The following is an 11838-nucleotide window of genomic DNA, read 5'->3' as shown; positions in this document are numbered from 1 at the left end:
CCCAGTACGGCCTGGAACCTGTTATGCCGAATTCGTCTGGTTGGCCCGCGTATCGTAGTGCGGGCTCGTGACCGCCGCCAGCGACGGCCGCCAAATCGATAAGAACACGTTCTATTTACGGACGTCCGCGGCGCCGGGCCTGAGATACAGTGTGCCGATCGTACGCCTATGTGCCGGAGTGATCAGTTTTGACCGCCACGCAGGTCGACCTCGACACGCCCGCGGGACCGGTCCCCGGCGACGGCGGTCATCTGAACTCCCTCGACGGAATCCGGGCGGTCGCCGCGCTACTCGTGCTGACGCTGCACGTCGCCTCGGTCACCGGGGAGATGTACGGGGACACACAGTTCTCCTGGCTCGTCGCCCACGGCGACGTGGGCGTCGCGATCTTCTTCGTGCTCTCCGGCCTGCTTCTCTACCGCCCCTGGGCGGCCGCCCTCCTCGGCTCGGGGCGACGCCCCGACGTACGCGTATACCTGTGGCGGCGTGCGCTCCGCGTGCTTCCGGCCTACTGGGTGGCCGTGATCGCCGGGCTGGTCGCGTTCCATTCCGCGCGGCTGGGCTCGGTGCGGACGTGGGTCGAATGGCTCGGCCTGCTCTCGATCTACGATCCCGACCCGTGGTGGACCGGGACCGGCCCCGAGGGGCTCTACCAGATGTGGACCCTCCCGGTGGAGGCGACCTTCTACCTGGCGCTCCCGCTGTTCGGTGCGGGGGTCGCGTACCTCGCGACGCGCCGGGACGGTGACGTGGACCGGAGAGGTTCCCGCGCCCTGGTGGCGCTCGCCCTCCTCGGCTCGGTCTCGTTCGCCTACATCGCCCTGACCTTCTGGCCTGCCTGGAAGCCGACGATGGGCATGCACCTGCCGCGCTACCTGCTGTGGTTCTCCCTGGGCATGGCCATCTCCCTGCTCGCCGCCTGGGCGCAGGCGCGGCCGAGCGGCCGGGTGAGCGTGCTGTGCCGCGCCCTCGGGTCCTCCGCCGGCGCCTGCTGGCTGATCTCCGCGCTGACCTTCGTCGTCGCCAGCACCGAGCTGACCGGCCCCAGGACCCTGAGCGGGGACACGTTCTGGGCCTCGTGCTTCAAGACCGCGCTCTACGGGATCACGGCGGTCTTCCTCGTCGCGCCCCTGGCGCTCTCGGACGGACGGCCGAGCTTCGCCGACCGGGCCCTGGGCAACCCGGTGATGCGCTTCCTCGGCCGTGTCTCCTACAGCCTGTTCCTGTGGCACGTGCTGGTGATCGCCGCTCTCTACCGGCTCGCGGACATGAAGCCCCTAACGGGCGGGTTCTGGCCGGTGCTGCTCGTGGTCGTGCCCGTCTCGGTCCTGGTCGCCGTCCTGAGCCACTTCCTCGTCGAGCAGCCCGCCCGGCGACTCGGGCTTCAGCTCGGCCGCCGCGGGCGCCGCGAGCGCGACCAGTAGCGCCGCGACAACGGGAAGGCAGAGCAGTTGCGCGGCCCGCTGCTGCCAGGAGTCGCCCCACGAGAGGGTCGCCAGCACTCCGGCGGGCACGAGCAGTGACACCACCGACAGCGACACCACAGGCAGCGACACCACAGGCAGCGGCGACCGCAGGAGACGGCCGAGCACCGGTCTTCCCCACAGGGCGGCGAGAACGCAACCGGTGACCACCGCGAGGCCCGCGGGACCGGCGATCCACCACCCCGCCGCGGCCGCCGCCGCGGGCAGCAGCCGCCGGTCCACCGCCCCCGCCCGGGTCCGTACGGCCCGCGGGGCGCGCAGCCGGACCGGACGCGTCGCGAGGCACACCACCAGGAGCAGACCGGCGAGGCCCGCGACCAGCACGACGCGGTAGGCCCGGTCGGGCGTGTAGTCGAGCCGGACGACCCCCGACGTGCCCGCGGGGACCCGCCACGCCTGCCGCCAGCCGTCGATCCGCACGGCCGTCAGGGCGCGCCCCGCCACGGTGGCGGTCCAGCCCGGGTTGAAGTTCTCCCCCACCACCAGGTAGGCGTCGGCCTCCGCCGAGACGGACACTGTGCGGCGCGAGGCGCCCCAGGACTCGACCGAGACCCTTCCGGAGGGCTTCGAAACGGTGGGGGGTGCTGAGTCCGGTACGGCAGAGTCCGGTACAGCAGAGCCCAGCACGACGGAGTCCACCCGGAACGGGTCCAGCGGCACGGCCCGGATGCGGTTGGCGCCCGCGGCGACGCGCACCTCGCCGCAGGAGGTGAAGCGCAGCGGGCGCCCGGTCAGCACGTCACCGTAGACGCCCTCGACCCGGGTCGCGACCCGCTCGCCGCCGATCGTCAGAGCGGGCCCGAAGCCGCAGTCGAGCGTGAACGGAACCCCGGCGATGTCCGGCAGCGGCCGGACCCCGTCGACCAGCACGTCGGTGACCTGCAGCGGCGGGGCCGCCGGGGAGAACTGGATGCGCAGGCGGTCGGTCTTCACCGGGCGGAACCGCACCTCGCCCTCGTCGTCGAGCCAGCCGCCGCGCACGCTGCCGTCGCCCGCCGTGAGCAGCACCGACGTCCACGGGCGCGCTCCCCTGGGGCGCTGGACGACGATCCGGCCGACCGTCCTGGCCTTCGCCCACCGGATCGACAGCTCCGGATGGCGGTCGTTCTCGCCGCTGATCCAGGTGGTGCGCGCGTCGCCGTCGAAGGCCGACCTGGCCGCCGCCACCGGCTGGTCGACGGCCACACTCGACCCGCTCACCCGCGGAAATTCGGTCAGTCGCGCGTACCGGTCGATGGCGGCGGCGTCCCGCAGCACGGCCCGGCCGGTCAACGTCGGAGAGCCGGCGGCGGGGACGGTGACGGTGTGGTCGAAGGTGTAGCCCTCCTCTCCCTGCCGCTCCGCCGACGGCTGACACAGCCACCGGACCGGCCCGAGCACGCAGGGCGGCTCCTCTCCCGCCGCCCGCGTCATCACGTACGTCGTGGGCGTCCCGGCGGTCCGCCCGGACACGTCGGGCGACCGGTACGTCCGGCCGGGGGCGAGACCGGGAACGCTGATCTCCGCGATGCCGACCGAGCTGCCGAAGGGGGTGCCGGACGCGTCCTCCGGCTGGTCGGCCAGCCGCAGGACGCGCAGCCGCAGCCAGGACGACGGCCCGTCGGGCACCCGCAGGCTCTGGGCGTCACCGGTCTCCGACACATCCGTGAGGTCCTGCTCGACGCGGCCGGCCGCGGTCTCCACGGCGACCCGGACGGGCGGCGGCCCGAGGACCGGATCGGCGACGAACCGCACCCCGATCCGGGTGAGCCGCAGCGGCCGCTCGAAGTCGATCCTGATCCACTGGCCGAGCGGCCCGTCCGTGCCGCCCGACCGCCACATCGTCCAGGGGTTCCCGTCGAGGGCGGCGTACGGGAGACGGCCGGGCGACTGCGGCATGGCGATCGTTCCCGGGTCGGAGGCCGACGAGGAGGCCGACACTCCCGCTATGCCGGTGTAGGCGGCGGTGGCGGAGAACGGCGCCCAGCCCGGCTCCAGGTAGTCGTCCACGACCCCGGTCCTCGGCGGCGACTCCCCGTCGGCGAGCGTCGGCGAGACGCCCCTCCGGATGGTGCCGAAGTGCCGCTGCCTGCGGCGGAGCGAGTCGGTGACGACGGCCTCGCGGGCGTCGCCGGGGTCCGCGTTCAACACGGTGGGCCGCCCGCTCAGCAGGCCGTGGTCGGCCAGGTCGAGCAGCCCCTCCGGAGCGCCGTACACGCGCAGCAGGTCACCGGCCGGGAGCAGCGAGACGACGCCGGCGGCGCCGCCGACCTCGTACACCTCCAGCGCGGGGTAGGCCGGGTCCTGGCCCAGCACGGCGTCGTCCATGTCCCAGCTCGACCCGACGTCGGGGCCGAACGAGGCGACCCTGGAGATGCCGCCGGTGTCGGCGAGCGCCTGGTGCACGCGGGCGGGAAGGGTGCCCTCCATGGCGCGGCGGTCCAGGTCATTGCGCACCAGGAGGAACCGGACGCCGAGGCGGGCCAGCACCTCGCGCAGGCCCGGGGACCCGCGCCCGGCGGCCACCTGCCGGTCCACCGCGTCGAGCACCCTCGTGAGCCCGGTCGAGCCCGCCGCCCCGATCTGCCGCTCGGCCCAGCGCACCGTGAACAGCTGCTGCATGGGCTCGTCGAGCGGCCGTCCCCAGGTGTACTCCCCGAACGCGGACCCGGGCAGCGCCAGCACCGCCTGGTCGCCGGCCCGTCCGTTCAGCCATCGGGCGGCCTCGTGCCAGTAGCCGGGGATCTCCCGGAACGTCCCCGGCCCGGCCAGCCCGAGCTGGAGGACGGGCAGCGTGATCCCCGCCAGCGCGGCCACCACTCCGGCCATGAGGAGCCGCGCCCTGAACTGTTCCCTGAATTCGGGACGCCGTACGGCGGCGAGCGCGTGGGCGACGCCGAGGGCGAGCGGCAGCCGCACCACGGGGTCGAACTTGCGCAGGTTCCGCAGCGGCGCGAGGGGACCGTCGATCAGCTCGCGGACCGCCGGGGCGAGCGGCGGCTCCAGCGCGCCCAGGTGACCCGCCGACATGACGAGCAGCCCCGCGAGCAGCGTCAGCGTCAGGAACAGCCGGTGCGGGACGTCGGCCCGCAGCACGCCGGCCAGCCCGATCGCGGCCAGCAGGCACGTCGCTACGGCCGCCCAGGTCGCGTGCGTGAGCTCGAAGCCGACCGGCATTCCCGGGCCCGCACCACCCGTGATCGAGGCCACCCAGTCCGCGGTGCCGCGCAGGATGTTCGGCAGCGAGGTCACCTGGGTGGTCGTCGCCGCGCTCTCGGTGTAGGGCAGGAACGAGAACGCGTACCTGCCCATGAGCAGCAGCGGGACGGTCCACCACAGGGTCGCCGCGGCCACTCCCGCCAGCCACCAGGCCAGCAGCCGCACCCGCCGGACCTCCCGGTCGCGAGTGGCGACGAACAGCACCGGGACGACGAGGACCGCGCCCACCGCGACCGCGTTGACCCCGCCGCACAACGCCACCGCGAACGCCGAGCGGGCCGCGCAGACCACCCGGTTGCCGCCCCGCGCGGCGGTGACCAGAGGCAGCAGGATCCAGGGCAGCAGCGCCATCGGCTGCACCTCGGCCGACAGCACCCCGAGGTCGGACACCGCACGGGGCGCCAGCGCGAAGGCGAGCGCGGCGACGAGGCGGGTCTCCGGCGTCCCGATCCCGAGCCGGGCCGCGAGCCGGTTCATCCCGGTGAGGGCCGTCACGGCGAGCAGCGCCATCCACAGCCGCTGGACCACCCACCCGTCGAGCCCGAGCAGCTTCCCGCCCAGGAAGAACTGGCCCATCGGGAAGAGATAGCCGGAGACCTGGTTCTGCAACTGGCCGAACTGCGCCGGGTCCCACAGGCCGAGCGCCCGCCCGAGGAACGCCGCGGGCGCGACCGTCAAATCGATCTTCGTGTCGGCCAGCAGCTCACCGGGCCTGGTGCGGAACACGAGTGCGACGAGCAGGAGTGAGGCGGCCAGCAGACGCAGCCGGTTCCGCATCCGGGCGCTGCTCATGGGGCCGCTCGGGTGGCTGTCCGTGTGGCTGTCCGTGTGGCTGTCCGTGTGGCTGTCCGGCGGGCTGCTCATCGGCCCTTCCGTGGCGCGTCCGGCAGGAGCCCGGCGAACATCGCGGCGCTGCGGTCCCAGGTGAACCCGGCCGCCCAGGCGCGGCACTCCCGCGCGACGTCGGCCGCCCGCGCGGGGTCGGACAGCAGCGCGAGCGCCTCCGACGTCACCTTCGCCAGCGACCGGCCCTCCCCCGCCAGCCAGCCCGTACGCCCGTCGCGTACGGCGTCGCGCAGGCCGTCGACGTCGAAGGCGACCGTCGGCACGCCGAGCGCCGCCGCCTCCAGCACGCTCAGCCCCCAGCCCTCGCCCTGGGACGCGGACAGATGCGCCCAGGCCCGGCCGACGAGCCGCTCCTTCTCCTCCTCAGGGACGTGCCCGTGCAGCCGTACGACGTGGGTGAGCCCGCGCTCGGCCACCAGGGCGGTGAGGCGCCCGAGTTCGGGACCCCGGCCGACCAGGTCGACGGTGAGATCCGGCCACTCCGCGCGGAGCGTCTCGGCGAGGCCGACGACGAGCTCCATCCGCTTGTGGGGCACCATCCTCCCCACGCAGACGAGGGAGGGCCGCTCGGTCCGTTCGTGACGGGCCTGCCGGGGCGGGTGCCCGCCGTTGGGCACGACGGTGATCGGCCCCGTCCAGGCGAGCCTGCGCCGCATGGCCTCGACGGTGGACGGGGAGACCGCCACGCAGAGGTGCCGCCGGTAGACCCGGCGGGCCGCCGGGCCTTCGAGGAACCGTCCCAGCCGGGCGAGCCAGCCGGGGAAGTGCACGCCGAACTGCGCGTCGTGGACGTGGTGCACGACGCACAGCACCCGCACCGACCGCGGCACGAACAGCGGGGTGAAGAACGGGATCCCGTTCTGGCAGTCGATCACCACGTCGAACTCGCGGCGGTGACGCCACAGCCACGCCGCCGCGCGGGCGTACACGGTGAAGGTGCCGCCGCCGCGGACGATCCTGATCCCCGCCACGCTCTCGGCGGCCGCCTGCCCGGAGCCGCGCGCGGTGCGGAACGTGAGGTCCGCCCCCCGCTCCGCGAGCCGCCTGCCGATCTCCCAGGCGTACGCCTCGGCGCCCCCGGCCCGCTCGTGCCAGGGATCGCGCCAGTTGACGAGGGCGACACGCAGGCCGGCGCGGCAGGGGTCAGGCGGTGACGGAGGAAGCATGATCGGATGACGCGTGCTCGGAGGCTGTGTGATCAAAGGACAGGGAGAGACGGGGGCGGGCCGCGCGGCCGCCGGGCCGCGTCCTGACCCAGATGACCGCGATCTGCAGGAAGACCCCCCAGCTGTGCCGCCAGCACGAGAACGTCGAGCCGCCGACGTCCCTCCACGCCACCGGGATCTCCCGGACGCCGGCCCCGAGCAGGTGCACGTGGGCCAGCAGTTCCACGTCGAAGGCGAATCCGGTCGTGCGCAGCCGCCGGGCGGCCCGGCGGCCGAGGTCGCCGTGGAAGAACTTGAACCCGCACTGGGTGTCCCCGATGGGGCCGGTGACCCGGCGGGCCAGAGCCCGGAAGACCCAGGCGCCCAGCCTGCGCACCCGGCTGTGCCGCGCCTCGACGACCGAGCCCGGCGCGGCGCGGGAGCCGATGACCGCGGGCTGCCCGGCGCCGAGCAGCCGGACCACCGTGTCGAGGGCGGCGAGGTCGGTGGCCATGTCCACGTCGCAGAACCCGATGAGAGGTGCGGTGGTGGCGAGCAGCCCGGCCCGGACCGCCGCGCCCTTGCCGCGCGTCTCACAGCGGATCAGCCGGATCGGCGTCGTACGCGGGGGCAGTGCGCGCACGACGTCCGGCGTCGCGTCGGTGCTGGCGTTGTCCACGACGACGATCCGCGCGGGGTACGGCAGCGCGGCGAGTCTCTCGCACAGCTCCGTCAGTCCCCTGGCGATCCGCGCCTCCTCGTTGCGGGCGGGGACCACGATCTCCAGCAGGGGACGGGCCTCCTGCCGAGGCTGGGAAGCGGGCACGGCGGGGCGGTCAGCGGCTGCCGTAGTTGTACAGGGGTTTGTTCACCGGGCTCGGAGCCGTGTCGGCCACGTTGACCAGGCCCACCGTGGCACCCACGGCGAGCAGACCGCCGACGGCCACCGCCAGAAGCACGCGCATGGAAGGGCTCCTCACTCGACCGTTTCACCGACGTCTGACGATCGACGCCTGACGACACTAGAACCAGATTCTCTTACCATAAGGTAGATATACGAAAAAGAGACAAACCAGCCCAGGATAACGACGAAGGCCGGCGGGCCCGTATCCGGCGCCTGCTCAGGGGCGTCGACGGCGTACAGCGCGGCGTACCTGCCGGTGTAGACGGGCCGGGCGCCCCGGAGCCGCGAGTGGAACTCGTTCCAGTTCGATCGGTCGCCGTCGAGCACGACGAAGCGGAATCCGGCCCGCCGCAACCCCTCGGTCAGCGGAGCCCCCGACCGCACCAGCGGCGTCAGCTCCTGGGCACGCGGGTCCTCGGCGCCGACCACCCCGCCTCTCGCGCCGTCTCTCCCTCCGTCCCCCACCCGCACCATGTCGTTCCACACCACCCGCCGGGTCAGATATCGGGGCAGCGGGTCGAGCACCGAGCGCCGCGCGTTCCAGTCGTAGGCGCGGTACGCCTCCCACGGCAGCAGCAGCACGTCCCCCGGGACGGGGTCGGCGGCGACCCGGGCGCGCACCTCGTCGAAATCCCGCGGGTACGGCACCGCCGCGAGCCTGCCCAGACCACCCAAAGCCAGCGTGGGGAGCAGCAGCAGCGGCGCTCCCGCCGCCACCACGCTCGTCACCACACTGGCCACCGAACTCACCGGCGCTCCCCGTAAGCGGGCCGCGACCGCCCCGAGGCCGAGCGCCTGCGCCAGCGCGAGCGGAGCCACGTACTGCTGGGCGTCCCGGAGAACGGCGAACCCCGCCCAGTGCGTCACCAGCACGCGCAGGGCCGCCCGCCCCGCCTCGGTGACGCCCAGCGCGGCCACTGCGAACCCCGCCACCGCCGCCACCGCCAGACCCGGCCGCGCCGGAACCCCTCTCCCCAGGGCGAAACCGGTCAGCGTCACGACGACCGCCGCCAGGCGCAGGATCTGCGGCAGCGTCGCGCCGTACCCCGGTGGCACTGCCTCGGCGTTCCAGATCCCGGACAGCACGAGGAGGCTGCCGAGCGCCCCGAACGGCGTGTCCGCGCGGGCCGCGAACGCGTCGACGCCCGCCGGGTCGCCGGGCACCCCTCCCGGCCGCACCAGGCTCGGCACCAGCCAGGGCAGGCTCAGCACGACCCACGACACCGCGAACACGCGCAGTGGTCTCCAGGGTGTTCCGTTGCGGGCCCTGTCACGCGCGTACGCCGCCACGGGCGCGGCGGTCACGAGCGTGACGATCATCGCCATGAAGCCGCCGGCCGCCGCCGGCAGCAGCGCCACCACGATCGCCCGCCGCCCTCCGCCGGACACGGCGCGTACGACCCAGGGCAGCCCCGCGTACCCCAGCAGCAGCGCCCAGTGCCCGAGCAACAGCCGTTCGGCGACGAAGGGGTTCCAGGTGTAGAACACGGCGGCGGCCACCCGCGCGGTGGGCGGCCACCGCTCGGTCAGGGCCGCCATGCCGCAGCAGGCCAGCACGAAGATCCCCAGCAGGACGGCCTTCTGGACCAGCGCTCCGGGCAGGACGAGGCCGAGCGCCGCGACCAGCGCGTCGCTGGGGACGGCGCGGGGCAGCGTGCCGGACAGCCCGAAGGCCGCCGCGCCGAACCCCGGCTCCGGGACGAACACGAGGTCGTAGGCCAGCGTGAACCCGGGCCCGAGCACCGGGCCGAGAGCGAGCACGCCGACCAGCAACCCGCCCCAGATCGGCCAGCGGCGTCCGGCCGCGTCCCAGAAAGACATGTCTCCAGTTCCAGTAGCGGCCGGACGACGGGGACTACTTGCCCGGCTCGGGGTCGCGGGGCAGGCCCAGCAGGCGCTCGGCGATGATGTTCAGCTGCACCTCGGTCGTGCCACCGTAGATCGTCATCGCGCGGGTGGCGAGCACGGCCCGGTTCCAGTAGCCGGCGTCGCCGAGCCTCCAGTCGGCGGCGGTGACGGCGGCCGGGCCGATCAGCGACACCGCCGCCTCCGACACGTGCTGGGCGTGCGCGGTGGACAGCAGCTTGCGCACCGAGGCGTCGGCGCCCGGCTCGTCGCCCGCGAGCTGCCTGAGGGTCACCCGCAACGACAACGCGTTGATGGAGTGCGCCTCGCAGACGACCCCGGCGAGGTCCTGCCGTTCGGCGGGGGTGAGCTCGCGGCCGAGCCGGCCCGCTAGGCCGAGCAGGTCGGGCACCGACGCCCCGGTGCCGCCCGAGCCGGACGACAGGCTGACCCGCTCGTTCGACAACGTGTTCCTGGCCACCCGCCAGCCGTCGTTCACCTCTCCGACGACCATCTCGTCCGGCACGAAGACGTCGTCGAGGAACACCTCGTTGAACAGGTTCTCCCCGGTCATCTCGGTCAGCGGCCGTACGGTGACGCCGGGCGCCTTCATGTCCACCAGGAAGTAGGTGATGCCGTCGTGCTTGGGCCTGGAGGTGTCGGACCTCGCGATGCAGATGGCCCATTCGGCGACGTGCGCGACCGAGGTCCAGATCTTCTGCCCGGTGAGCCGCCAGCCGCCCTCGGCCCGCTCCGCCTTCATCTGCAGCGAGGCGAGGTCGGACCCCGCCTCGGGCTCGGAGAACAACTGGCACCAGACCAGCTCACCGCTCAGCGTGGCGGGCAGGAAGCGCTCCTGCTGCTCCGGCGTGCCGTACGTGACCAGCGACGGCACCACCCACGCGCCGATGATCATCTGTGGTGGCCTGATCCCGGCCGCCCTGACCTCCTGGTGGATGAGCACCTGCTCCAGCGGTGAGGCCGCGCGGCCCCAGGGGCGGGGCAGGTGCGGCATGACGAACCCGGCCTTCGCAAGGGCCCGCCGCTGCTCGGCGCCCTCCAGGGCGGCGATCCCGGCCAGTTCCGCCCGGATCGCCTCGCGCAACGGCCGCGACTCCTCGGGCAGGTCGATCTCCATCTCCCGGGTGACGCCCTTCAGCGCCAGGGCGGCCACCCGATCGGACCATTCGGAGGACGCGCCGAGCAGCGCGCGGATCGTCAGCGCGCGACGGTAGTACAGGTGCGCGTCGTGCTCGAAGGTGTAGCCGATGCCCCCGAAGATCTGGATTGCGTCCCTGGCGCACTGCACGGCGGCGTCGGGCGCCATGACCGCGGCGATCGCGGCGGCGTAGTCGCGCTCCGCGCCCTCGGCCCGGGTGGCGTCCCAAACCGTGGCGCGGGCCTGCTCCAACGCCACCAGCATGCGGGAGATCTTGTGCTTGACCCCCTGGAACTGGCCGATCGGCCGGCCGAACTGCACCCGCACCTTGGCGTAGTCGGCCGCGGCGGCTACGCACCAGGCGGCCACCCCCGCAGCGTCCGCGCCGAGGACGATCGCGGCCGCCGTGAGCACCTCGTTCCTGGTCAGACCGGTCAGCACGCGCTCGGCGGGCACCTCGAGCCCGGACACCTCGACCATCGCCACGCCGCGGGTGAGGTCGAGCGGCCGGACCACTGTGATCTTCGCCTGGGCGGCGTCGATCGCCACCCACTCCTCCCCGGTGTTCGTGGTCACCGGGAGCACCAGCACGTCGGCCACCCCCGCGCCGAGGACGTGCGCGGCGGTTCCGCTGATCGTGAGCCCGCCCCCCTCGCTCTCACCGGTCGCCTCACCGGTGATCTCTCCGGTGATCTCACTGTCGAGGGCCAGCGCGCCGGTCAGCGACCCGTCGGCGAGCCCGGGCAGCACATCCGCCCGCGCCTTTGCCTCGGAGGCGAGGATCGCGGCGCCGGCGAGGATGGTCGGCACCATCGGGCCGGGCATCATCCGCTCCGACAGCGCCTCGATCGCCACCGCCGCCTCCAGCAGGCCGTAGCCGGAGCCGCCGTACTCCTCGGGCAGGTGCAGCCCGAGCAGCCCCTGGCCGGCGAGGGCGGGCCAGAAGGCGGGACGCTCCTCCGCTCCCGGCTCGGCGCCCGGCTCCGCGCCCTGCTGGGCTCCAGGCCGAACTCCAGGCCGGGCTCCCGGCTGGGCGAGGACGCCGACCACGTTCCGTACGACGTCGGCGGGCACGGCCCGCTCGGCCCATCCGGTCACCGACTCGCGGAGCGCCTCATGCTCCTCGTTCAGCCCGATCGCCATGTGATCCTCCAGCTTCGACTCCGCGTAGAACCATATTCTAGAGGAATATTCGCCAACGGGTCCGGGGCCGGTCATGACCCGCCCGCACGGCGGCGCGCCGCCTTGCGGCCACGA

The 11838-nt window shown here is 73.8% G+C and carries 6 protein-coding genes and 1 pseudogene; 1 reads left to right on the top strand and 6 read right to left on the bottom strand.

Going from position 1 to position 11838, the window contains the following annotated elements:
- Nucleotides 1–188: 188 nt before the first annotated feature.
- Nucleotides 189–1424: an acyltransferase family protein gene (locus tag HHX37_RS36650; protein WP_259406407.1), complete on the top strand. Its 1236-nt coding sequence runs from the start codon at nucleotides 189–191 to the stop codon at nucleotides 1422–1424.
- 2079 nt (nucleotides 1425–3503) lie between these two features.
- On the opposite strand, the pseudogene HHX37_RS36645 reads toward HHX37_RS36650, so the two are convergent.
- From HHX37_RS36645 to HHX37_RS13675, 6 genes and pseudogenes are all read right to left on the bottom strand, one after another.
- Nucleotides 3504–5459: pseudogene (locus HHX37_RS36645) on the bottom strand (alpha-(1->3)-arabinofuranosyltransferase family protein); the annotation flags it as partial.
- Between the two features lie 83 nt (nucleotides 5460–5542).
- The gene (locus HHX37_RS13690; RefSeq protein ID WP_182885611.1) at nucleotides 5543–6694 is read right to left on the bottom strand and encodes a glycosyltransferase family 4 protein; all 1152 of its coding nucleotides are present in this window, start codon (nucleotides 6692–6694) and stop codon (nucleotides 5543–5545) included.
- Nucleotides 6672–7499, bottom strand: coding sequence for a glycosyltransferase (locus tag HHX37_RS13685; protein WP_182885610.1), 828 nt, complete (start codon nucleotides 7497–7499; stop codon nucleotides 6672–6674). The genes HHX37_RS13690 and HHX37_RS13685 overlap by 23 nt, the downstream gene beginning before the upstream one ends.
- 10 nt (nucleotides 7500–7509) lie before the next feature.
- A complete protein-coding gene (locus HHX37_RS36640) occupies nucleotides 7510–7638 on the bottom strand; it encodes a hypothetical protein (RefSeq protein ID WP_259402704.1) in 129 nt (42 codons plus the stop codon).
- Between the two features lie 11 nt (nucleotides 7639–7649).
- On the bottom strand, nucleotides 7650–9398 hold the full coding sequence (locus HHX37_RS13680) for a hypothetical protein (RefSeq protein WP_182885609.1): 1749 nt from the start codon (nucleotides 9396–9398) through the stop codon (nucleotides 7650–7652).
- A gap of 34 nt (nucleotides 9399–9432) precedes the next feature.
- Nucleotides 9433–11724, bottom strand: a complete 2292-nt coding sequence (locus tag HHX37_RS13675; protein ID WP_182885608.1) for an acyl-CoA dehydrogenase — start codon at nucleotides 11722–11724, stop codon at nucleotides 9433–9435.
- Nucleotides 11725–11838: the final 114 nt, after the last annotated feature.

The sequence above is a fragment of the Microbispora sp. H10885 genome (assembly GCF_014161415.1).
Taxonomy (GTDB): Bacteria; Actinomycetota; Actinomycetes; order Streptosporangiales; family Streptosporangiaceae; genus Microbispora; species Microbispora triticiradicis.
This window is presented reverse-complemented; position numbering and strand designations above follow the sequence as displayed.

What these genes read in the sequence shown, in the direction of transcription:
- HHX37_RS13690 (WP_182885611.1), bottom strand. Translation starts at nt 6,694, where the DNA reads ATGCTTCCTCCGTCACCGCCTGACCCCTGCCGCGCCGGCCTGCGTGTC.
- HHX37_RS36640 (WP_259402704.1), bottom strand. Translation starts at nt 7,638, where the DNA reads ATGCGCGTGCTTCTGGCGGTGGCCGTCGGCGGTCTGCTCGCCGTGGGT.
- HHX37_RS13680 (WP_182885609.1), bottom strand. Translation starts at nt 9,398, where the DNA reads ATGTCTTTCTGGGACGCGGCCGGACGCCGCTGGCCGATCTGGGGCGGG.
- HHX37_RS13675 (WP_182885608.1), bottom strand. Translation starts at nt 11,724, where the DNA reads ATGGCGATCGGGCTGAACGAGGAGCATGAGGCGCTCCGCGAGTCGGTG.